Below are 20,934 nucleotides of genomic sequence, written 5' to 3' on the forward strand. Positions count from 1 at the left end.
GCATCCCCGTCTAATGCGCCGCTTCACCGATCGACGGCCCCTTCGTCTAGCGGTTAGGACGCGGCCCTTTCACGGCTGAAACACGGGTTCGATTCCCGTAGGGGTCACCAAAATTCTCTCGCAGAGGGTTTCAAACAGTCTCATAAACGGCTGTTTTCGGTGGCTTTTTCTGGTATAGCATTCTCAGACAGAGCGGCGACATGCCACTGCATACCAACAATCCGATGGTATATCTGCTGGTATAAAGTCGTTCCCGATTCGGGAGATACCATCATGGCCTTAACCGCCGTTGCAATTAAATCCGCCAAGGGTCGGGACAAGCCCTACAAACTTGCCGACACTGACGGGCTTTACCTGAGCGTGATGCCGAACGGTTCACGTTATTGGCGCATGAACTACCGCTATCTCGGCAAGCAAAAGACACTATCCTTCGGGGTCTGGCCGGACATTGGTCTGGCTGATGCACGAGAGCAGAGAGACGCTGCCCGCAAACTTCTCGCGCGAGGTGGTGACCCAAGCGAGCAGCTGAAACTTGATCGGATCGCGGCCTCCGTGGCAGCGGCAAATAGCTTCACGGCCGTCTGTGACGAATGGTTGGCGAAGATGGAGCGCGAAGGCCGTTCTCCTGTCACGATGAAGAAGCTCCGGTGGCTAACCGATTTCATCAAGGCAGCAATCGGGACAAGACCTATTGCGTCTATCACCGCACAGGAACTTCTCGTGATGCTGCGCAAGATGGAGAGCAGGGGACGCTATGAAACCGCCAAGCGGCTTCGCAGCACCTGCTCCCAGATATTTCGCTATGCCATTGCCACGGCGCGCGCTGATCGCGATGTCGCGGCAGACTTGCGCGGCGCGCTCATTGCGCCGCAACCCGTCCATCGCCCTGCAATTACCGATGCCAGCGCCGTAGGGGGACTGCTCCGCGCTATAGAAGCTTTTGACGGTCTGCCGAGCACATGTGTGGCCCTTCGACTACTTCCGCACGTCTTTGTGCGCCCTAGCGAGCTTCGACACGCCGAATGGGCGGACATCAATCTCGATAGAGCGCTGTGGACCATTCCTCGCCACAAAACCAAGATGCGACGGCCGCATGTCATTCCTCTATCGCGCCAGGCACTCGCCATCCTTGAAACGATTGAGCATGATGCTGATTATAGCAGCTATTTGTTCCCTTCGCTGCGATCGGTCGATCGACCCATGTCAGAGAATACGATCAATGCCGCACTTCGCCGCATGGGCTATGCTCAGAATGAGATGACAGGTCATGGATTCAGGGCGACGGCTGCTACACTGCTTAACGAGATGGGTCTTTGGCATCCCGATGCGATTGAGCGTCAACTTGCCCATTGCGACAACAACGCAGTACGACGCGCCTATGCGCGAGGGGAATATTGGGACGAACGCGTCCGCATGATGCAGCACTGGTCCGACTATCTTGATTTTCTTCGTGATGGCGCGAAAGTGATGCACGGCAACTTTAGAAGAACGTTTTAACCGGTTAGCGCTACACCGATAAGCGCCAGCAACGTTCCGACTAAAAATCCGCCGGTGGCCGCCCACGTCACCCACCAGTCCTGCTCATCGTTCGACCGGCGCTGCTTGATCATGCCTTCGACGCGGCCGAGTAACCTTGCCAGCGCCTCCCGGGCCTCGCCGACGGATTTGCGATCCTCAGCGCCGTAGGATGTCGATGCTTCGTGACTTTCGGCTGCAAGGGTCAACGGCGTGAGCCGCATCGCGGGCTTGTCGTGGATACTTTCGATTTCCTGATCGATGTGATCGAGACGAGTGAGTATTTCACGGAGCGTGGGCGCGTAGTCGGGTATCTTTTCTTTGGCCGAGGTCAACCCCTCGACAGCCATGCGCGTCAGCGATGATTCCCGTCGCAGCTCCTCAAAAGCTTCGGCAGCATCATGGGACGGTCGGGCGGAGCGCGTTGGTCCTAGTGTCATGCCTGCCCGGCTACATCGATATCCCTATCCCGCGCGAGCGGCCGAGCCATTGCTGGAGGTCGTAAGACAGCGATCCTGTCGCAGAAGGTTTCAGGCCCAGCTCGGCACGCCGGTTGCGGAGCAGCGACTCGAGCTGCGGATCGCGGTGAAGGCTCTTCGCCATGCTCGTGAGGTTGGCGCGCGCCTCGTCGCGAACTGCATAGGTCGGCGCCTCGCGAACCCGCGTGTTTTCGGCCTTCCACGTCGCGACGAACAGGTCGGCGCGCTTCCCGGTCTCGGCGGCGAGCCTCTTCGTTTCGGCGGTGAGGTGCACGCGCTCGCGCGCCGCACGTTCGGCCGCCACCCGCTCGGCGGTCCGCGCCGCGTCCTGCCGTTCCATCGCCGCGATCGCCCCCGCCGTCCGTCCCTGGGATGCCTCACTGGCAAGCTTGTAGCTCTTCCCGAACGCCTCGCGCAGATCGCTCCCACCACCGGGGCGCAGGGCATCCAGGTCCTGACGGGCCTTGCGGTAGCTATCGAGCTCGTGCGGCAGTTCCTTTCCGCCAGCGCGGCGCACATCGACAATCTCTTTCGTCACGCGCGCAAAGCGCTCGACCGCCTTGTCGAGCGGCGAACGCGCAGACGTGGGATCAAGCGAACGGGCGCTGACGCGGACCTCAGCAAGTTTGACCGGGAGCTGTCTCACATGTGCATTCTCCCCGAGCACCTTGTTGCGTGAAACGCTGAGCTTCAGCCCGTCGAACATACCGCGTTTTGGCTGGGCCGGCTCCGCCAGTTGCTGAACCCGATAATCGCTGGCCATATCCTTGCCGCGCTCGCGCGAAGCGGCGCGCACGAGTTTGCTCTGATTGGCAAAGTCATCGCGCCCATAATATAGGCCGACATGCTCGCGATGCCTGGACAGGGCGACATATGTCGAATGACTGTCTACCCCCGGTGTCGCGAGCATCTTCACCTGATCGACCGTCATGCCCTGCGCCTTGTGGATCGTCGCCGCATAGCCATGATCGATATGGGCATAGTTCTTCAAATCAAAGGCGACGCTGCGCCCGTCGTCGAGCTTGACCGCCATGCGCTGCGGGTTGGCATTCTGAACCGTCCCAAGCGACCCATTCTTCACCCCCATGCCGCGTTCATTCTTGAGGAACATGATTCGGTCTCCGTCGGCGAACATCCGCTCGCCGCGCTCGGCGGTGATCGCGACATCCCCGCCAAGCGCACCGCTGGCGCGCATGCGGCTGCGCACATCGGTATTGAGCTGCCGCACCTCATCATTGGTGTGGGTCAGGATGATCCGGCTGGCATTCGGTAGCGCCTGCCGATCACGATCCCACGCATCAACCAGCTCCGCGCGCGCTGCCTCGCGGGTATCGGCAGCGTGAACATGGCCCGCCTCGGCGTAACGCCCGATCGCCGCACCAGTGCGTCCGGTGGCAAGCTCGCGCGTTGCATCGCGCTGCCAGCTTTCATGCTGACGCCGGATTTCGGTGATCTCAACGGCACCGTGGCGCTCGGCGGCGGCACGGAAAGCGGCACCCGCCTCGATCGCCTGGAGCTGCTCGGGGTCGCCGACCAGCACGACCTTGGCGCCCTGCTTCTCCGCTTCGGTCACGACGCGTTCCAGCTGGCGCGTCCCGATCATCCCGGCCTCGTCGATGACGAGGATATGTTTGCTGGTCACGCGCTCTCGGTCATTCGCCCACTGATGCTCGAGGCTGGCAATCGTCCGCGATCCGATACCCGAGCCATATTCGAGGCCTTCCGCCGCGATGCCCGACAATGCCGCGCCCTGCACCTGGTAGCCGGCAGATTCCCAAGCCTCGCGCGCGACACCGAGCATCGCGCTCTTCCCCGTCCCGGCATAGCCGATGACATTGCTGATGCCGCGCGCGCTCGTCACATGCTCGAACGCGCCGCGCTGCTCGGGCGACAGATCGAGCCCGCGACTGCTGGCGCGCTCCAAGGCAAGCTCGCGGTGTCGATCGGCAACACCGTGATTGCGGCGGGCGTCGAGCGTCGCGGTCGCACGCTCGAGCCGCTGCTCGGTGTCGATCATCGCGCGCGATGTGAACCGATCGTGACCGCGCCCGTCCTTGCCGAGCGCGATCAGTTCGGGCGATGCTTTCACCGCAGACATCACTTCGGTATATTGATCGGTACCGGCACTGTGGCGGTGAACGAACATCGCGAGGTCGCGCTCGGTAAATGTGGCCTGATGGTGCGTGATCGCCTCGAACGCGATCGCGGGATTGGCAATCAGCTTCTCGCCGTTCGCCCGCGCAATCTCCAGATGCTCTTCGGCACGATCGACCTCGAACCCCTGCTCGGCCATGCGCGAGGCCGCAGGCCCGATCTTGTGCTGGGGTTCAAGCTCGATCCCCTGCGCCTCTAGCGTGCGGTGATCGACGCGGGCGTCGATATCGAGCGCGGCCAGCCGGGTGTTGACATGATCGGCCCAGGCCTCGCGCCAGTGGGTGAGCAGCTCAGTGCGGTTCCACTCGCGGACCTTGGCGCCGAACCCGGCTTCGCCATCATCACCGATCGCCACTTCGCGCATCGTCAACATGACGTGCGCGTGCGGTCGCGCAAGACCGTCGGCGCCGATATCCCAATGGACATTGAGATCGGCGACCATCCCGCGGTCGACAAACTCGCGAACCACAAAATCCCGCGCGAGCTCGACGCCCTGTTGCTGGGTCATCTCGCGCGGGATCGCAAACTCGATCTCGCGGGCGAGCTGCGCATCCTTGCGGATCTCGGCGGCCTCGACGGTATTCCACAGCTTTTCGCGGTCGCTCCATTCCTCGGGCGCATTCTCGGGCAGCAACACTTCGCTGTGAACAACGCCCGCCTTGTTCGAAAAGTCGTGGCTGCGCCCGAGCCGCTCGTCGTGCAGGCACGATGCCGAGCGATAGGCCGCCGCCGCAAGAGCGGACGAGCCTACGGCTCGCGAGATGACTTTTGCCGAGAAGTGGTAGATTGCCATGACGGCATACCATCTACAGCAAAAAGCATACGTCGGCACGACGTATAAGCGCGCCCTCCCACGATTTCATCGCGATCGGGATCACAAAGTCGCAAGAGATTTCAAGCGCTTGAACGGGAATGAGACTCGCGATACCTGAGCTGTCCAGTCCACGCAAACGGGAAGGACATACCATGCGCAAACCCCGCGATTATGACGCCGAACTCCAGGCCCTCACCGACAAAGCAAAGGCACTCAAGGTGCGAAAGCAGAGCCAGCTCGGTGAGCTCGTTCTTGCTACCGGTGCCGATACCTTGTCGATCGAACAACTTGCCGGTGCTCTGCTTGATGCCGTTGGCGCGGACGCTGGACGAAAGGAGGCGTGGCGCAAAAGCGGCGCGGCCTTCTTTCGCGGCAGCAGCGCCCGCGCTCGCAAAGGCACTGGCCGCGACTCGGGCGGCGCTGCGGCGGACGGTGCAAGCGCGCAATCGCCTTCAGGCGAAGCGGGCGCGGCATGACACGAAGGACTGGCAAGTGAAGCGGCGCGAACGCACGCGCCATCTGATTGAGCTCGGCGGTCTCGTTGTGAAAGCAGGTCTTGTCGATCTGACCGACGACGACCGTGCCATGCTTTATGGCGCGTTCCTATGGATGGCCAACAAGCTGCGTGCCGACGATGGCGCTCATGCCTCCGCGCTCTGGCGCAGGCGGGGGGCACGCGCCTTCAAGATGGACGTGGCAGCGCGCCCTCGCGATGTGTCGCACTGCTAGTCCAAGTCTTTGAGCGCGCAGCGCAAGGCACGAAGCGTGGCCGCGATATGCGCCTCGACGTCCTTGACCCCCATATCGAGCCGCTGCGCGATGCGGTCGTAGCTTAGGTCGTCGACGCGATGCAGGAAAAACACCGCGCGGGTGCGTTCAGGAAGCCGCGCGATAGCTTCCTCGGCGCGCGCGATGCGCGCATCGTCGGGTGCCGCCGAACAAGCGCAACTGCGCCGCCGGTCGCCTCGCGGCCCAATGCGCCACCGCATCATCCTTGCGCGGCTATCGCTGCGCGGCACAACGTCAGTGCGCGCATCATATGATATTCGACGGTCTGGATGCAGATGCCAAGTTCGGCGGCGATTTCCTTGTAGGTCAGATGCTGTATCCGATGCATCACGAACACGCGCCGGGTCTTGGGCGGCATCGCATGAACGGTGTGCCGATAGAGGCGCTGTAAATCCATCGCCTCGATCCGCCATGCCTGCTCCGGCGGTGTCGGTGCGTTGCGTTCTTCGTCGAGTGGAAAGACGATTGGTTGGCCCCGCTGTTTGCGGCGCACGCGATCAATCAACAGATTGCGGGTAATCCGCGACAAATAGGCTTGGGGATTTTCGATGCGGTCCAATGCCCCACTGCTGAGCAGGCGGGCGAACACCTCCTGCGCAAGGTCTGGCGCCTCATCTGCGCCGACCCTTCTTCTGAGCTTGTGCAGCAGGCGCTTATGCTCGGCTCGATAGACCTCCTCGAACGCCGCGAACGGTGACGGCGCGCTCATGACCGTGCGCCCTTGCGTTCGCACGGGGACAAAGGGGCATCGCGCGAAGCGCGATAGAGGGTGATGCCTGCCTCCATCCGGTCGAGGATGAAGGTGTCGCGCCCGGCTTTAGCGATGCGGATGTCGGACTTGGCATAGACTTCGAGATCGACCGCGCAGCGGTCGCCGAGCTCGCGTCCGATGACATCGCGGGCGCGACTCCAGCAGCGCTCGTCGGTGAACAGCGTATGGTTGACGACGACCCAGAACTCGTAATCGGAAAAGCCGATCGTCCGCTTGTCTTCATACCAACTTCGCCGCGCATAGGGGCCGATCAGGATGATGAGCTTGATACGCCCCGGCTTCGGGGCTTGCACTTGTTCTGGGTCGAAGCAGGCACGCAGGATCCGCGTGATGCGTTCGATCTCGCGCTGTTTGCGGCGGATAAGATGGCCGACGCGCGCCATCACGACCTCGCGCGCGTAAACGTCGTACATTGGGGTAGTCATGGGAAGCTCGCACACCAGCGGTCCGCGCATAAATGCGCGGATGTGCAAGCGGTGTCCGCTGGGGCGCCGTTACGGCGTTCAGCAACTGCCCGGCCTCTTTGGTCGGACCTACATGATGCCTGGCAGGATAATCCTCGGGATGGCCGCCAGTCGCTCCATCCCGTGAGCGGGGTTATGCCAGAGTCGGGGTATCACGACAAGCTCTGCAGATTGACGGGACTTCACCCGAAAGTTGCTCGTTCGAAATCGATCAATTGCAGAAATGAGGACGTGACCTAACTCGATCAATCCCAACATGATCGATGCGATACCGAGGACGGTCAGAAAAAGTCCGAGCCACCTAATTTTGCATCAAACGATGGCGGCGAATATGCGAATGCCCGTCATCAACCCATCAGCAAGCTATTGTCCGTATCATTGTTGAAACGACAGGCAAGGAGCATAGAGTCGATGTGGGGCAAGAAAGAGGCTGCGCAGACAGAGCCAATGGTTCATTCGTGGAAGCAGCGAGATTTTGATGTAATGTTGCAGTCCATTACGGGAGAATATCCACGCCTCAGTTTCTTGATAACGGGGGTTAATCAGGCGGTGCAAGTTAATGGCGATGCGTTTGAACCGACGCCTGAGCAAGAGTCATATCTTGTCCGTAAGGAATTCATTGATAGCAGCGCGCATATACATGGCATGGTCTATGTTCCGAGGATTCGCGCTGAAGGCGTAATCGAGACTGGCAAAACATCAGAGATTGACACGGGTTTCGTCGGGTATGTGAACGTAGAGTGTAGGCAGCACCCATTCGTAGATTTCGCAGTTTACGTGCGCTACGAACATGAGGTCTTTAAGCTGACAAGTGCCATCCAAACTGGCCTGTTGGCAAAAAAGCCAGTTGAATTGTCGTTACACCTTGCGCCAATCGACGATGAAAAGGAGTGGGCGCGACATTTCGCAGAAAAGCGATATGCGCCCCGGCTACACGTGACGCGGGTCAGCATTTCAACACGAGTTGGCCAAGATCACCCTGACGCGATGCCAATATTTTAAACGTCTGACGCCGCTCTGAAATTCGAGGGGAATAGAATGACTCACCGCACAGAAACGCTGCTGCTTTGCGTCAGTGGACATACAAGCATGTTGCGCACTGCGGAGAATGATGCGCCCTTTTCGACCGAATGGTTCCAGCGCACCGTTACAGGCTTCATCGACCACGACAAAGGCTTCAACACGAATGACCTCGAATGTCCCGAATGCGGAAAGCGCGGAAAAGTGAACCGCAATAGCGACGCATGGGGATACCCCTGTCCCGCTCGAACGCCTATACGTGCGTCGTATCTCCAAGCTCGGCGATTTTATCGGTGCAGACCTGATGTACGACGCGACCCAATTCCTCAACGCGCGCGCCGAGCCACGCCAGTTCTTCCTCGCTGATATTATAATGTTTTGAATATCTGGCCTTGGTGTAGGCCTCTTTCAATTTCTGGAACATCGCGCGTTCACTGCGATTGGCCTCGGGCCACACGCCATGAAGGCGACGGTCGAGCCCTTCGGCGAGCGAGCGTAAGAAGGCGATATTATGGTTGTAAGGTACGTAATAGGTCAGAGTGAGCAGGAGACAGGCATACAGCCGCTCGGTTGCCTGATGCAGATTGAACGCCGCGTCGCGATATTCACCCTGAGAACGACAAAAGAGGAATATCTTCTGCGAGCTTGTCGCTAGCGGCATCCACTCTTCGAAGTATTCCTTCGCCGCCTCCAGTGCCTGCTGCGGCGTTTTCGGTTTGGGCTTGGCCAGTTCGCGATCGTCCGCTTCGTAAAGTGCGATCCCATCCTTCGCGACCTCCATGAAGAAGACGCGTCCGTGCGCCAGCCCGTCGTTCACCTCGTGCAGCGAATGAACGATAAAGTTGACCGGGGTGCGGAGCGTCTTCTCGATCGTATAAGCGCGGATCAGCCGTTCCTCGCACCTGCCCCAATAGGCGGCGCGGTCGGTCAGTTCCTTCTGGCTGACGATGACAAGGATATCATAATCGGATTTATACTGGTTCGCCGACAGCGGTGCATCGACCCAATCGCCGCGCGCATGACTGCCGAACAATATGATTTTCAGGATGCGGGCACCCTTACGGCGCCCGGTCGCATTTTCGGTCGCTTGGCCGAACTCGTCGAACAATATTTCGACGACGCGCTCAAGCTCGCGCTGCTTCGCGGCAGGTAAAGGATCGAGATCGGTGCGCATGTGTCGGAGAATCTTCGGGTAGTTCGCTCGCTTTGGCAAGAACAGATTGGTCGGCGTTTTGCATCGGGTAAAATATTGGGGGAGCGAGTGAAGCCGCTCCTCCAATGATGATCGCGCCGCCCGCGTGCAGAAATCTGGGCGCGACGGTCGCAGACGGTCTCATCTTCGCGCGATTGAGACAAAAACGCACGCGCGAGAAAAATAATATTGCCTACGCTTCGGCGCGCCAAAATGCGCCACACCGCGCCACACCGCGCCACACCGCGAGGCTCCGCAAAAGCCCCAATTCTCAAGGGATTGACGGCAGCGATAGGCTTCCCATTCTCTTATTCACTGCGGCGACAATCCACGTCAGCAAATGGAGAATATCACCATGGCATCCCAAGCACCCGATCGCTTCCTCAGGCTCAACACCGTGCTCGACCGCACAGGGCTCAGCCGCGCGACACTCTACCGGAAGATTCAGGCCGGAACCTTCCCGGCGCAAGTTAAGCTCGCCGAGCGCTGCTGCGGCTGGCGCGAGTCCGAAGTCAAGGTGTGGCTCCACAATCCGATCAGCTTCACCCTCGCCGATCTTCCGCGCGAAACGGCCTGACCGAAAGCTCGATCACTAAAAGCCCCGCGCCGCCGAAGTGGCGCGGGGTCGCCGCCTCAGTCGGCGGGGTTCCAGATCAGCGCATAGCCGTCCTCGCCGTCGTGCCCGGCAGCGCGGCCCAAATTGGCATAAAGCCGACGCGGCCCGAACTCGGGAGCGGCGAGGCTCAGCGACACATAGTCTTTGCCCGAAGCTTCTCCGGTGCGGATCCATCCGGCGCCGATCTCGACGCCTTCGGAAGTGACGCGGTAATCAGGCTGGACATCGCCCGTCTTGCTGCGGTTCGGACGGATCTCGATGCTTGCGCGGATCGAAAGCGTCTTCAACTGGCCCACAAATCCTTCTTCGATGGTGCCGTTCACTAAACCGATAGCTGCCATTGTTCGTCTCCTTGAAGTTTGCCCGCGAGACCATTCCCGCGGCATGGGCGGACCAAGGGCCGGTGCTTGAGGCGATCCCCGCGAACCCGACAGGGCCGCAGCGCAAGCGGAGGACTTGAGGGGCTGCTATTATGTGAAGCGCAGCGGTCCGCGAGGAGCCTGCAATGCAGGCGGGGACATAATCGCAGCCCCGATGGTTTAGCGGGGCGCGGCACCGGTCCAGGTCAACTCGCCCGTCGCCGGGGATGGTCATCGGTTGCTGGGATGGAGACGTTGCGCAGCGCCTTGGTCGAAGGCAGCATCGCGGGATAATATGGATCAGGCAGGAGGCCCATTAGCTAGCAGCGAGGCTGAGGCACTGCCAGACCAGATCAGCCCTGCCCCTACCCTGTCATAATATGGTGGCCTTCCGGAGTCGAACGCCCGGCACCTCTCGAAAATACGATGAATTGCAGAGCCTTGCTCCTGTTTTGTCGGGTTTGTACAATTTTGCCAGACTGGCGAGCGGCATAGCAAGCACAACATAATCTTCTGCCGAACGGGTGTTGATTGCGACCCGGCATGACCGTTTGGCAGAAGGGGGGCGATGTTTTGCGATACATTCGTCGTTGAAGGGCGGCGCGAAGGACACTTCGCGCCGCCCTTCTTCTTTCGGCCTTCCATATCGCCACAGGTCAGACAGCGACGCGCGCAAACAAACAACACCGCCCCTGCCCGCAGGGACGGCGCGTCAATATAGGGGGGGGGGACCGGTCCCCGGATTATTCACCATATGGGCATGGCGACTATATGCCACTTGCGGTTGTTCTGCCGTCCGTATGACCCAGCACCGAGACCGCCTGAGTTCAGGCCAATAGCCTTAGAGCCTGATCCGAAATTAAGTTGAGTGGTGTCAGCGGGTTATCTTTGACGGACGCCCAAGTCGTTGATTCTGCGGTTTTGCAACAGACCGAAGGAGATCAGCGATGTGGACCGACGCCACTCGGGCGCAATATGCCCGTTACGAACTGACTTTGCCAAGTGATTTGACAGATACTGAATGGGCGGTGCTGGAACCCTTCTTTCCCCCGCCTTCGTTCGTGGGTCGACCACGCAAATGGCCGCTGCGGCGGATCATTGAGGCGATCCTGTATTTGCTGCGCGGCGGGTTGCCATGACGGATGTTGCCACCGTGCTTTCCGTCAGTCTCAACGGTGCAGCGCTGGTTCTACTTGTGGCGCGACAACGGCCTGTGGCTCTCGGTCAATCATGCCTTGTTGCTGATCGGACGCGAGGCTGTGGGCCGCGAAGCATCGCCCAGTGCTGGCGTGATCGACAGTCAGAGCGTGAAAATCACCGAAAGTGGCGGGTCTCGCGGCTATGACGCGGGCAAGAAGATCAAGGGACGCAAGCGCCACATCCTCACCGACACCGATGGCAACCTCGTTCATGCCGTGATCCACACCGCCGATATCCAGGATCGCGACGGCGCGCCACTGGTGCTGGCCGAAATCATTCGCCGCTTCCCGTGGCTGCGCCATGTCTTCGCCGATGGCGGCTATGCCGGGGAGAAGCTCCGGCAGGCGCTACGCCGGATCGACAAATGGACCATCGAAATCATCAAGCGCTCCGACACCGCCAAGGGCTTCGAGATACTGCCCCTACGATGGGTCGTCGAACGCACCTTCGCATGGCTGGGTCGAAACCGCCGCCTCGCCAAGGACTGGGAACAAACCATCGCATCGGCAACCGCATGGCTCTTCATCGCCTCGATCCAGCTCTTCACTCGACGCATCGCAAGATTATGAAAGGGCAGCAGTTAATTTTGAATCTGACTCTCAAGGTTTAAACCGCCATACGCTTCCTCTATGATGGCGACGAGCAGGTGGCGGAATATAGCAGCACCGGCACCAGGCTGCGCCGCTATGTCCATGGCGCGAGCGTCGATGACCCGCTGGTCTGGTATGAAGGCAGCGGCATCGCGACAAGCGCGCTACGCCGTCTGCGCGCCAACTGGCAGGGCAGCATCGTCGCGGTGGCCGACAATGCGGGCAATCTGATCAACGCCAACAGTTATGACGAATGGGGCATCCCGGCGGCGACCAACCTGGGCCGGTTCCAGTACACCGGGCAGGCCTGGATCCCCGAGCTCGGCATGTACTACTACAAAGCGCGCATCTACTCGCCGACGCTCGGGCGCTTTTTGCAAACCGATCCGATCGGGTATAAGGATCAGGTCAATCTCTATGCCTATGTCGCAAACGATCCGATCAACGGGGTCGATCCGACGGGATTGAGTTGTGAAGGCAATTCAGACGGGAAAGGCTACACTTGCAAAGTCGATAACCCAGGCGAACTCAAGGGAAAGGATTTAGATCGAGCTAATCAGGTATATACCCGCGCGGTCAATCGCCTAATGGTCGATCCATCACGAGAGGTGGAGCTTCAGGCTACCGACGGCGATGGCAATACGATTACCCAGACAACGACGGCAGGTGAGATCGCCGATGGCCTCATAAATGCGGATGTTACCTACCAACAAAGCGATGGGGGCAATGGTTGGAATGCCGCGACTTCGCGCGATGGCGGTAGCATCACATTGTATGGGAACGGAGTTGCGCAAAATGACACTGGGCTAGCTCGCACGATCATCCACGAAGGTGCTCATACCACCGATGCTAATCGCGAGCTGCGCAGTGCTTACGAGGACAGAGGGGGAATGTTCGGACGAATAGGCAGAGCTGTTGGCCTATCGGACGATCGTGAATTTAATCCGGCGCACCAGCGAAGTTTCAAGAACGCTGCTAAAATTCTTTTTGGTATCAAGGTGCCTAAGCGATGAAAGAGCTATCGACGTTATTCGCGCTCAATTTCTTCGTCACTGCTGTGGCTTGCGTCCCTGGAAATACCGATGTGGCACCTGGGTGTGATTCCTCGCTTCTGCCCTATCAATACGAGGTTCGCAGCGGCGAGGACCGGTACTTCGCAACTCTAATCCCACTTGAATCGAAGGATGACGAGCAAACGTTCTTCTTGTCGGAAACGTCACGTCCATTGAAGGACCGAGGGACGATCGCTGGCGGCGATCCAACAGGTAGAATTGTACGATTTGAAAATGCCGATGGCGGAGTGAAAACAACTCAACTCGACCTTTCGTTGCCTTCCCGTAAATCCGCGAACCGGGCTACGGCAACTGAGCAATCAGACGAGGTCACGCACTTTGAAGTTGGCGGCGCGGAGTATTCCCTGTCTTCATGCGATGGCATCTTTTCCAAGAAATTTAAATCCGACTTTCCTCATTTGTTTGATTAGGTCGCAAGGCTTGTTATCTGATCGCAAGTCGGGGACCTACTTCTGGCTATCGGCGAGAGGTCTGCGTTGAACGACCCGGCCCAGTGACCGGATCGGCCCTCGCAATGTGGGAAGCTAGGGCGCGCACCGTACGCAGCTTGGCTGCAGAAAGTAATTATTAACCAGTAGTTTGCGCGATTTTGTTGCTCGGAAACGAGGAGCAAATCGATGGATACGAATGGCCATGTGCTGCCAGAAAAATCAAGCCCGAATCAATCAGTCACTGCAGTTTCGAGTACGCGCGAGAGAAGGGGTGGACGGACCGACAGGCACGTAAAACTGAACGGCAATATCGCTCGCCGCGCACCCGGCAAGCAGATGATCGAGTATTGGGATAACGAGCTGCCCGGCTTCGGGTTGCGGGTGCATCCTTCGGGCAGGCGGACATGGTTCGTAATGTTCCGCCAGCGTGGCAAGCAGCGGCGAACCTCACTCGGCACAGCGAAGCAGATCACGGCATTCGAGGCGCGGCGACTGGCGCGACAGAAACTGGCCGAGGTTGCGTTGGACGGCCTGCCGACGCGCAAGAGTGGTGGTAAGTCCAAGGCAAAGCAATCGCCATTGATGCGCGACTATGCCGAGCGCTTCTGGACCGACTATACGCGCCACTGGAAGCCGAGCACGCAGGTTCGCAATCGGTGTGGCATTGACCGCCACATCCTCCCCGCGTTCGGGGATCGCCATGTTGACGAGCTGGTCAAGGCGGACATTCTGTTCTGGCGCGATGGCTTTGCCGAGCGCAGCGGGGTGTTCAACCGGATACTGCCGATACTGTCGGTAATGATGGGCTATGCAGAGCAGCTGGGCTTGCGTCCGCGCGGATCGAACCCTTGCCGAGGAATGCCGCGCTACAAACGCAAAGCGATGGAGCGCTTCCTGACTCCGCGCGAGTATGCGCGGCTTGCAACTGCGCTCGAAGACTTTGAAGGCGACTGTCCGCTCGCAGTTAGCGCGATCCGGTTGCTCGTCTACACGGGCGCGCGGCGAGGGGAGATCGAGAACCTCCGTTGGGATTGGGTCCAGCCCCCGCGCCTGATGCTGCCAGACAGCAAAACCGGGGCGAAGATCATCTATTTGAACCGGCAGGCAGTCGAAATCGTCGAAGGCTTGCCGCAGAGGCCGCGTAGAGGGCTGGTGTTTCCGTCTCGCTACGACCCCTGCCAGGCCGCTCAATCTCGACACCCTCTGGCTCAAGCTGCGCAATCATGCAGCCTTGCCGAATGTTCGCCTTCACGATCTTCGGCATAGTTTCGCCTCGACCGCAATCCGCGACAATATCTCGCTGATGGTGATCGGTAAGCTTCTCGGCCATGCGTTGGCCGAGACGACTTCGCGCTACGCGCATTTGTCCGACGAGGTCATCGCCGACGCCGCCGAGCGGGTGTCGGGATCGATTGCCCGTCTGGTGGGAGTGGGTCAATGAACGCGCTCACTCTCCAGACCATCGTCTCCGAAGAACTCGGCTCTCTGCGCATTGGCGTGACCGGAAAGACCAGCGACCGGAGCCTATTGCGGCAGACGATCTGGTCCCCCAAATTGCCGGGGTTCGGAACACGGCACTACGCCAGCGGACGCAAGATCTACATCGTGCAGGCAGCGATGCAGGGGCGGACGCGCACAGTCACGATCGGCAACGCCAAGGTTCTGAGCAAGGCGCAGGCGATGGATGTGGCGCGGCGCGTATTGCTGCGCGCACAGGTAGGGCAGAACCCCGCCGAGAAGCGCAAGCGGCGGCGCAAGGTGCCGCTCTACGCCGACTTCCTCGAAACGTACTGGCGCAAGGTCTCGCCCAGCTGGAAGCCGTCTACGCAGGAGACCCAAGGTCTTTATCGCCAGAACTACCTTCAATACGCCTTTGCAGGAATGTTCTTGGACGAGATCGAGCACAGCCATGTGCAGGAATGGTTCAACCGCGCGAGCGAGACCGGCGGTCCCGGAGCGGCCAACCGTTCCTGCGAAATCCTGCGCGCCATGATGAACAAGGCCGAGGAATGGGGGATCATGCCCGAAGGCTCGAACCCCTGCGCCATGATCCGCATGAACCGGCGCAGGAAGTGCGAGCGGTTCCTGTCCGATCAGGAGTTCGAGCGGTTGGGCGAAGCCATCGACCGGCACCGCGATACCCGCCCGCAGCATTGCGCGGCGCTGTACCTGTTGATTCTGACCGGTTGCCGCAAATCGGAGATCACCGGCCTGACCTGGAGCGAGGTGAAGAGCCGCCGCTTGTTGCTGACCGACAGCAAGACCGGGCCGCGCACCGTATGGCTGGGCGATGCCGCTTGGACCATCCTGCAATGCCTCCCGCGCCGCAGGGACCGAGCGGACCTATTCTGGAACCCGGCTACCCACCGTCAGATCGATGTCGATTGCCTTTGGAGGGACGTTCGGCGGGAAGCAGGATTGCACGGTGTGCGCCTGCACGACCTGCGCCATAGCTTTGCCAGCCATGCGGCGGCGCGGTCGGAAACTCTCCCCATGATCGGCAAGCTCTTGGGTCACAGGCACGTCACCACGACTGCGCGCTACGCTCATCTCGATGATGGCCCCGTTATCGAGGCGGGGCAGCGGATCGGGGACATGATCGAGCAGATGATGGACGGAAGTCGATAACGAAAAGAACGGGATAGTATTTGCAAGTCAGCCTGATATTCTGCCTTGGAAAAATGGAGGCGAGGGCATGCGTGAGTCGAAGGTTTCGAAGGGCACTATCGTGGCCGTTTTGTTTGGTCTCACCGCCACCCCCGCAGATGCTAGGTATCTACAAACAGACCCGGTGGGATATGAGGACGACATCAACCTTTATGCTTACGTGGCAAATGACCCCATCAACAATTTCGATCCTACAGGCTTGAGGAACTGCGCGGCAGACGACCCTAACTGTATCGAAACCCCTGAATCTGAGGAAGATCCCTCAGACCCCGCTCCGGTATCAGAGGCAGAGCAGGAAATGGGCGAAATCGTTGTGACGGCTGAGCGAGAGGACGCTGCTGATTTCCGAGGCGAGAACGAGGACTTTTTCATTGTTGTTAACGGGACAATGACGGAGCGGGAGATGGAACGCTTTCGTATCCGTTGTCCGGGCGGAGGCGTGGTCCGGGGAGGACGGCTGGCAGGACTAGGCGCAGGCCAAATGGCTGCGCACAGCCATGGGAATGGCCTTGAACAGCATCCGGGTCCTGCCGATCACAGTGCCGCTCGAGGGTCTGATCAAAGGGTCGCGGGGCAATTCACCCAAACTCGTAGTTTCACGATTAGAGCATTTCCCAACAACACTTACCGTACCCGTCAGACTTCCGGCCCTGCGCTCTCGTCTAGTGAACGCTCCGCGTTGGTGTCGAACATGCAGAACTGGGAACGCGTAGGGAGCGGACGCGGCATGACCACTCAACAAATGGTTTGCCGATGAAGAGCACAATACTTCTAGTTTGCGCCCCGTTCCTAGCATCCGGCTGTGTGAGCACACAGCCATCAATTAAGCCTATGTCATACGAGGAATGTGCTTCCGCCAAAACCTGCCACGTCAGAGGGTTAGTCACAGCTCGAGCGGCCGAACACGCGTGGATGGGGCAACTAGCGCTACCAGAAGGAAAGTGCATCAGCGTTTCGCTACCCCCTCAAGAACTAGCTGATCTGAGATCAGGAGGCCCCCGCGAGATGTCAATACTTGGGAAGGTTTACGGTGACCCATCGGGAAGTGCCGAAATAGCCACACTTGAAGTTGATGGACGTAAGATCGGCCTCGGTCTTTGCGGTGATTTCTTTGTATTTGTGCCTGACCGCACGAAGTAAAAGACTGTGATTCGCACTCTTGTCCGATTAACTTGGTTTATGACATTCGTGTGCGCGAGTGCGAGTTACGGCACCGAACTCGATCCCTCTGAGACGGTCCGGCTTGTTCTTTCGACTCCTCAATCGAGTCAGAGTTTTGAGCAAGCCAAACTGGCCTTCGACCGCATCATGGCGCCGGAAATGGACGGCGGTTCAGTGACGGCCAAAATCGACCAGCTTGCTGCCGCTGCGACGCGCATCGCGGCCGGCGGCAATGACATCGACACGCTCAAGGCGATCCGTCAGGTGATCTACGACGAGGGGACATGGAACGGGAATAGACCGTTCACCTACGACCACGCCGACCCGTACGGAATGGACCTCTACAACAAGCTGCTTTCCACTTACCTAGATACGCGCAAGGGCAACTGCGTGTCGATGCCGATCCTGCATCTCATCGTTGCGGAACGGCTCGGATTGAACGTCTCGCTATCGACCGCCCCGCTCCATGTTTTCGTGCGCTACACGAACCCGACTAATGGCCGCAGCCTTGCCATCGAAGCGACCAGCGGGGGCAATCCCACCCGCGAAGTCTGGTATCATCAGCGCATGGGCGTGACCGATCAGCAGGTCGAGAACGGTATCTATCTCGGCGTGCTGACGAAGCGCGAAACCATCGCTGTCATGGCCAGCACAGTGACCGAATGGTTGATGAGCCAGGGACGCTATGAGGAGGCCATCGAGGTCGCGGACGTGCTCCTCGAATACTACCCCAAAGACATCCACGCAGTGCTCTCTCGCGGCTCGGCATATGGTGAATTGATGCGCACCGAGTTCGTCGAACGCTTTCCCACACCGGCAGCGATTCCTCCCTCCCTGCGTCCCCGCTACCAGATGCTGGCCAAGCAGAATGCGGCCGCCTTCCAGCAGGCGGAAGCGTGGGGCTGGACGCCCGCTCCCCCTGACCAAATTGGCCCGCAAGTCGGACAAGGTTCGGGCGGATAGGATCACCGATCCGACACCGGCAGTTTGCCTTATTGAAATGGCTATTTGTTACCAAACGGCGCTTTGGTGAGAACAAAATCGCGTTCTCGCCTCTTCCCCTCAAGCCCGATTTGGGCTAGGAAATCCGCCTGAAACCAGTGCTTTTGCCGTGATTGATCGGACGAGGTAATGGTGGATCAGACCATGCACATATGGGAAACAACTTCGCGCACACCGTACGCAGCGCCCGCTGCATAAATTCCGGGGACACAATACTAATGATCTCCCAATAGCCTAACCGTTTTCGGCTTCGGCCCTAAATGCCGGGGCGCAATAGTAATTAGGCTTCCTTTTCCAAATATGTCATATTCGCATCATGCTGCCCTCTCTGCGAGCTCAGGATTGTGTTATGAGGCTCAACGCGCTGTCGCACAATATTGCAGGTACGGCGCAGGATGTCGCGTTCAGCTTTGGCTACACACCAGCATCGCAGCTGGCGCAGCAGACACGGAGCAATGACAGCTATGCCTGGACGGGGTCGGTCGATGTGGCCCGCAATTACACATCGAACTGGCTCAACCAGTATATGGTCGCTGGTTCGGCGAGCTTCACCCATGATGCCAACGGCAATCTGACCTCTGACGGGTCGACGACCTATGTTTACGATGTCGAGAACCGGCTGGTGAGCGCGAGCGGGGCGACGAGCGCGGCGCTACGTTATGATCCGCTGGGCCGATTGTATGAGACGGTCGGGGGCGGGAACACAACGCGTTTGCTGTATGATGGCGACGAGTTGGTCGCCGAGTATGGCAGCGCCGGCACGATGCTGCGCCGATATGTTCATGGCAGCAGCGTCGACGACCCGGTGGTCTGGTACGAAGGCAGCGGGGCGACAACCCCGCGCTGGCTGCATAGCGATCGTCAGGGCAGTGTCATTGCGGTGACTGATAGCACGGGCGCCGCGATTACCATCAACAGCTATGATGAATGGGGCATTCCGGCGGCGACCAACGCGGGGCGGTTCCAGTACACGGGCCAGGCCTGGATCCCCGAGCTCGGCATGTACTACTACAAAGCGCGCATCTACTCGCCGACGCTCGGGCGCTTTTTGCAAACCGATCCGATCGGGTATGAGGACCAGGTCAACCTCTACGCCTATGTCGCAAACGATCCGGTCAATAAGGTTGACTTCGACGGGAAAGAATCCGGGAGCATCTCATATCATTCGTCTCTCTCGCTAGCGGAAGCAGCCGAGGATTTAAGAAGGCCGAATGAGCAGCCTTTGGTGCGGCAGGTGGTCGGGGCTGTCCGAGATTTCGTCAAAAATTATAAACATATGCGGCAGGAAAATCGGATCGGGAACGACAAGGAGCATCACTGTCGAGCTAATTGTGAAGCAAGCACACGTGGACGAGCCGGTGAAGACACAGCTCGCAGAATGTCTACTGCGCGTAGATTCCGATGATGCAAGAAAAGGCCCCAATCCCGCCGATCGAAAAGCGGATGAAGCAGCGAACCAGCAGGGGCGAGATGCAGGACGTGAAGCGCGGGAGTCTCGAACCACGCCCATCCAACCGCGCGAGGCCGAGAAAATTTGCAGAGCATCATGTGACTCTCTTTCGCCCAAGCGCAGGGACGAACGCTGACAGAGGAAGTTTATGAAAAAGTGGCTTTGGATTGTCGCCCTCGTCGCCGTTTTTCTGATCGGCTTAGTGAGCGGTTGGCTTCTGCAAAAAGAGAATCTCGTCGACGCCTGTCTCGACGCTGGCGGACGTTGGGTTAATGCCGGGTCCTTTTGTGAGGGTACTTAGGCTCAGGATGCATTAAATTGCTTGCATAGCGTGCTGGTGGCTGATTCAATGGCTTTTCGTTTGAGGAGCTGTTGATGAGTGATTTGCCGATGTTGTGCGCGGCGCAGATGCGCTGGATAGAGCCATATTTCCCGTTATCGCATGGAGTGCCCAGGGTCGATGACTGCCGTGTCTTGAGCGGTATCATCTATGTCATCAAGAACGGTCTTCGTTGGTGCGATGCGCCTGCAGGCTATGGGCCACACAAGACCCTCTACAGCCGCTTTGTCCGATGGAGTAGGCTGGGCGTCTTCAGCCGGATATTTGCGGCGCTGGTCAAGCAGGCGGGCGAGCCCGATATGCTGATGATCGACGCAACGCACCTCAAGGCGCACAGGACCGCTTCCAGCCTGTTCAAAAAGGGGCTCTACCCAGATGTATTGGGCGCACCAAAGGGGGCCTGAACTCCAAACTGCACGCAGTCTGCGATGGTAAGGGCAGGCCTGTCGCGCTGTGTCTGACCGAAGGCCAGATGAGCGATCACAAGGGGGCAAAGCTGCTCTATCCCGCGTTGCCTGAACGCGGCTGTGTGATGATCGGCGATAAAGGCTATGACAGCGATGAATATCGCGCCGCTCTCAAAGCCAAAGGCATAACGCCATGCATACCACCGCGAAAAGGGCGCAACTTGCCTGCCCCTTTCGACAAACGGCTCTACCGCCAGCGACACAAGATCGAAAACCTCTTCGCCCGGCTCAAAGACTGGAGGCGTATCCACACTCGCTATGATCGAAGGGCAGATACCTTCATGGCTGCCATCACCATTGCTGCAATCTGCGCCTTCTGGATCAATTAATGAATCCTGATGGGGTGGACGCCCCCCGGCGGCCTTGATGTGCCAAAGTG

20 protein-coding genes, 1 tRNA gene and 2 pseudogenes are annotated in these 20,934 nt (G+C 59.2%); 16 read left to right on the top strand and 7 right to left on the bottom strand.

The window, feature by feature from the left end; translation table 11 throughout:
* The first annotated feature begins 35 nt into the window (after positions 1-35).
* Both ACR3XE_RS01270 and ACR3XE_RS01275 read left to right on the top strand, forming a co-directional pair.
* Positions 36-110: transfer RNA gene (locus tag ACR3XE_RS01270), tRNA-Glu, on the top strand.
* A 163-nt stretch (positions 111-273) separates the two neighbouring features.
* Positions 274-1,497 carry a tyrosine-type recombinase/integrase gene (locus tag ACR3XE_RS01275; protein ID WP_473699376.1) on the top strand — a complete coding sequence of 408 codons (1,224 nt, stop codon included), beginning with the start codon at positions 274-276 and terminating at the stop codon, positions 1,495-1,497.
* On the opposite strand, the gene ACR3XE_RS01280 is transcribed toward ACR3XE_RS01275, so the two are convergent.
* Together ACR3XE_RS01280 and traA are read right to left on the bottom strand one after the other, a co-directional pair.
* A complete protein-coding gene (locus ACR3XE_RS01280) occupies positions 1,494-1,955 on the bottom strand; it encodes a DUF6118 family protein (RefSeq protein ID WP_473699375.1) in 462 nt (153 codons plus the stop codon). The genes ACR3XE_RS01275 and ACR3XE_RS01280 overlap by 4 nt on opposite strands.
* A gap of 10 nt (positions 1,956-1,965) precedes the next feature.
* Positions 1,966-4,941: a Ti-type conjugative transfer relaxase TraA gene (traA, locus tag ACR3XE_RS01285; protein ID WP_473699374.1), complete on the bottom strand. Its 2,976-nt coding sequence runs from the start codon at positions 4,939-4,941 to the stop codon at positions 1,966-1,968.
* Positions 4,942-5,114: 173 nt separating this feature from the next.
* On the opposite strand from traA, the gene ACR3XE_RS01290 reads away from it, so the two are divergent.
* Positions 5,115-5,438 carry a conjugal transfer protein TraD gene (locus ACR3XE_RS01290; protein ID WP_473699373.1) on the top strand — a complete coding sequence of 108 codons (324 nt, stop codon included), beginning with the start codon at positions 5,115-5,117 and terminating at the stop codon, positions 5,436-5,438.
* A gap of 16 nt (positions 5,439-5,454) precedes the next feature.
* Complete coding sequence (locus ACR3XE_RS01295; RefSeq protein WP_473699372.1) at positions 5,455-5,691, top strand: conjugal transfer protein TraD; 237 nt, start codon at positions 5,455-5,457, stop codon at positions 5,689-5,691.
* On the opposite strand, the gene ACR3XE_RS01300 is transcribed toward ACR3XE_RS01295, so the two are convergent.
* From ACR3XE_RS01300 to ACR3XE_RS01310, 3 genes are read right to left on the bottom strand one after another with little or no spacing between them, the layout of a single operon-like run.
* Entirely contained in the window at positions 5,688-5,954 is a 267-nt protein-coding gene (locus ACR3XE_RS01300) for a sigma factor-like helix-turn-helix DNA-binding protein (RefSeq protein WP_473699371.1), read from the bottom strand. The two genes, ACR3XE_RS01295 and ACR3XE_RS01300, sit on opposite strands and share 4 nt — an antisense overlap.
* Positions 5,951-6,460, bottom strand: a complete 510-nt coding sequence (locus ACR3XE_RS01305) for a sigma-70 family RNA polymerase sigma factor (RefSeq protein WP_473699370.1) — start codon at positions 6,458-6,460, stop codon at positions 5,951-5,953. The genes ACR3XE_RS01300 and ACR3XE_RS01305 overlap by 4 nt, the downstream gene beginning before the upstream one ends.
* Complete coding sequence (locus ACR3XE_RS01310; RefSeq protein ID WP_486185861.1) at positions 6,457-6,936, bottom strand: hypothetical protein; 480 nt, start codon at positions 6,934-6,936, stop codon at positions 6,457-6,459. The genes ACR3XE_RS01305 and ACR3XE_RS01310 overlap by 4 nt, the downstream gene beginning before the upstream one ends.
* A 462-nt stretch (positions 6,937-7,398) precedes the next feature.
* Between ACR3XE_RS01310 and ACR3XE_RS01315 the strand changes: the two genes are divergently transcribed.
* Positions 7,399-7,989: a hypothetical protein gene (locus tag ACR3XE_RS01315; protein ID WP_473699368.1), complete on the top strand. Its 591-nt coding sequence runs from the start codon at positions 7,399-7,401 to the stop codon at positions 7,987-7,989.
* 271 nt (positions 7,990-8,260) lie between these two features.
* Here ACR3XE_RS01315 and ACR3XE_RS01320 read toward each other — a convergent pair whose 3' ends face one another.
* Positions 8,261-9,181, bottom strand: coding sequence for a nucleotidyltransferase and HEPN domain-containing protein (locus ACR3XE_RS01320; RefSeq protein ID WP_473699367.1), 921 nt, complete (start codon positions 9,179-9,181; stop codon positions 8,261-8,263).
* A gap of 373 nt (positions 9,182-9,554) precedes the next feature.
* Here ACR3XE_RS01320 and ACR3XE_RS01325 point away from each other — a divergent pair, with 373 nt between their 5' ends.
* Entirely contained in the window at positions 9,555-9,776 is a 222-nt protein-coding gene (locus tag ACR3XE_RS01325) for a helix-turn-helix transcriptional regulator (protein ID WP_473699366.1), read from the top strand.
* A gap of 56 nt (positions 9,777-9,832) precedes the next feature.
* On the opposite strand, the gene ACR3XE_RS01330 is transcribed toward ACR3XE_RS01325, so the two are convergent.
* Positions 9,833-10,156 carry a DUF736 domain-containing protein gene (locus ACR3XE_RS01330; RefSeq protein ID WP_473699365.1) on the bottom strand — a complete coding sequence of 108 codons (324 nt, stop codon included), beginning with the start codon at positions 10,154-10,156 and terminating at the stop codon, positions 9,833-9,835.
* 965 nt (positions 10,157-11,121) lie between these two features.
* Between ACR3XE_RS01330 and ACR3XE_RS01335 the strand changes: the two are divergent.
* The 10 genes and pseudogenes from ACR3XE_RS01335 to ACR3XE_RS01380 all read left to right on the top strand — a co-directional run bounded on the left by ACR3XE_RS01335 (position 11,122) and on the right by ACR3XE_RS01380 (position 20,884).
* Positions 11,122-11,943: pseudogene (locus ACR3XE_RS01335) on the top strand (IS5 family transposase).
* A gap of 77 nt (positions 11,944-12,020) precedes the next feature.
* Entirely contained in the window at positions 12,021-12,977 is a 957-nt protein-coding gene (locus tag ACR3XE_RS01340; protein ID WP_473699364.1) for an RHS repeat-associated core domain-containing protein, read from the top strand.
* Positions 12,974-13,447: a hypothetical protein gene (locus ACR3XE_RS01345; protein WP_473699363.1), complete on the top strand. Its 474-nt coding sequence runs from the start codon at positions 12,974-12,976 to the stop codon at positions 13,445-13,447. The genes ACR3XE_RS01340 and ACR3XE_RS01345 overlap by 4 nt, the downstream gene beginning before the upstream one ends.
* A gap of 357 nt (positions 13,448-13,804) precedes the next feature.
* On the top strand, positions 13,805-14,734 hold the full coding sequence (locus tag ACR3XE_RS01350; protein ID WP_486186038.1) for a tyrosine-type recombinase/integrase: 930 nt from the start codon (positions 13,805-13,807) through the stop codon (positions 14,732-14,734).
* Positions 14,673-14,909 (top strand): annotated as a pseudogene (locus tag ACR3XE_RS01355) (tyrosine-type recombinase/integrase); the annotation flags it as partial. The gene ACR3XE_RS01350 and the pseudogene ACR3XE_RS01355, both read left to right, overlap by 62 nt.
* A complete protein-coding gene (locus ACR3XE_RS01360; RefSeq protein WP_473699361.1) occupies positions 14,906-16,096 on the top strand; it encodes a tyrosine-type recombinase/integrase in 1,191 nt (396 codons plus the stop codon). The pseudogene ACR3XE_RS01355 and the gene ACR3XE_RS01360, both read left to right, overlap by 4 nt.
* 67 nt (positions 16,097-16,163) lie before the next feature.
* The gene (locus ACR3XE_RS01365; protein ID WP_473699360.1) at positions 16,164-16,892 is read left to right on the top strand and encodes an RHS repeat-associated core domain-containing protein; all 729 of its coding nucleotides are present in this window, start codon (positions 16,164-16,166) and stop codon (positions 16,890-16,892) included.
* A gap of 422 nt (positions 16,893-17,314) precedes the next feature.
* Positions 17,315-18,259 (top strand): transglutaminase family protein, encoded by a 945-nt coding sequence (locus tag ACR3XE_RS01370; RefSeq protein WP_473699359.1) that lies wholly within the window; start codon positions 17,315-17,317, stop codon positions 18,257-18,259.
* A gap of 388 nt (positions 18,260-18,647) precedes the next feature.
* Positions 18,648-19,703, top strand: a complete 1,056-nt coding sequence (locus ACR3XE_RS01375) for an RHS repeat-associated core domain-containing protein (protein ID WP_473699358.1) — start codon at positions 18,648-18,650, stop codon at positions 19,701-19,703.
* A gap of 420 nt (positions 19,704-20,123) precedes the next feature.
* A protein-coding gene (locus ACR3XE_RS01380; protein ID WP_473699357.1) for an IS5 family transposase occupies positions 20,124-20,884 on the top strand; the annotation gives its coding sequence in 2 pieces (ribosomal slippage) (positions 20,124-20,457 and positions 20,457-20,884; 762 coding nt in all).
* The last annotated feature ends 50 nt before the right edge of the window (positions 20,885-20,934 follow it).

Source organism: Sphingopyxis sp. 10G20-10 (genome assembly GCF_057365075.1).

Excerpts from the sequence above, each read along its gene's own strand:
- ACR3XE_RS01350 (WP_486186038.1), top strand. The coding sequence starts at position 13,805 with ATGATCGAGTATTGGGATAACGAGCTGCCCGGCTTCGGGTTGCGGGTG.
- ACR3XE_RS01330 (WP_473699365.1), bottom strand. The coding sequence starts at position 10,156 with ATGGCAGCTATCGGTTTAGTGAACGGCACCATCGAAGAAGGATTTGTG.
- ACR3XE_RS01315 (WP_473699368.1), top strand. The coding sequence starts at position 7,399 with ATGTGGGGCAAGAAAGAGGCTGCGCAGACAGAGCCAATGGTTCATTCG.
- ACR3XE_RS01320 (WP_473699367.1), bottom strand. The coding sequence starts at position 9,181 with ATGCGCACCGATCTCGATCCTTTACCTGCCGCGAAGCAGCGCGAGCTT.
- ACR3XE_RS01370 (WP_473699359.1), top strand. The coding sequence starts at position 17,315 with ATGACATTCGTGTGCGCGAGTGCGAGTTACGGCACCGAACTCGATCCC.
- ACR3XE_RS01280 (WP_473699375.1), bottom strand. The coding sequence starts at position 1,955 with ATGACACTAGGACCAACGCGCTCCGCCCGACCGTCCCATGATGCTGCC.
- ACR3XE_RS01275 (WP_473699376.1), top strand. The coding sequence starts at position 274 with ATGGCCTTAACCGCCGTTGCAATTAAATCCGCCAAGGGTCGGGACAAG.
- ACR3XE_RS01325 (WP_473699366.1), top strand. The coding sequence starts at position 9,555 with ATGGCATCCCAAGCACCCGATCGCTTCCTCAGGCTCAACACCGTGCTC.
- ACR3XE_RS01310 (WP_486185861.1), bottom strand. The coding sequence starts at position 6,936 with ATGTACGACGTTTACGCGCGCGAGGTCGTGATGGCGCGCGTCGGCCAT.
- ACR3XE_RS01365 (WP_473699360.1), top strand. The coding sequence starts at position 16,164 with ATGCGTGAGTCGAAGGTTTCGAAGGGCACTATCGTGGCCGTTTTGTTT.
- ACR3XE_RS01300 (WP_473699371.1), bottom strand. The coding sequence starts at position 5,954 with ATGATGCGGTGGCGCATTGGGCCGCGAGGCGACCGGCGGCGCAGTTGC.
- ACR3XE_RS01305 (WP_473699370.1), bottom strand. The coding sequence starts at position 6,460 with ATGAGCGCGCCGTCACCGTTCGCGGCGTTCGAGGAGGTCTATCGAGCC.
- ACR3XE_RS01360 (WP_473699361.1), top strand. The coding sequence starts at position 14,906 with ATGAACGCGCTCACTCTCCAGACCATCGTCTCCGAAGAACTCGGCTCT.
- traA (WP_473699374.1), bottom strand. The coding sequence starts at position 4,941 with ATGGCAATCTACCACTTCTCGGCAAAAGTCATCTCGCGAGCCGTAGGC.
- ACR3XE_RS01345 (WP_473699363.1), top strand. The coding sequence starts at position 12,974 with ATGAAAGAGCTATCGACGTTATTCGCGCTCAATTTCTTCGTCACTGCT.
- ACR3XE_RS01375 (WP_473699358.1), top strand. The coding sequence starts at position 18,648 with ATGAGGCTCAACGCGCTGTCGCACAATATTGCAGGTACGGCGCAGGAT.
- ACR3XE_RS01290 (WP_473699373.1), top strand. The coding sequence starts at position 5,115 with ATGCGCAAACCCCGCGATTATGACGCCGAACTCCAGGCCCTCACCGAC.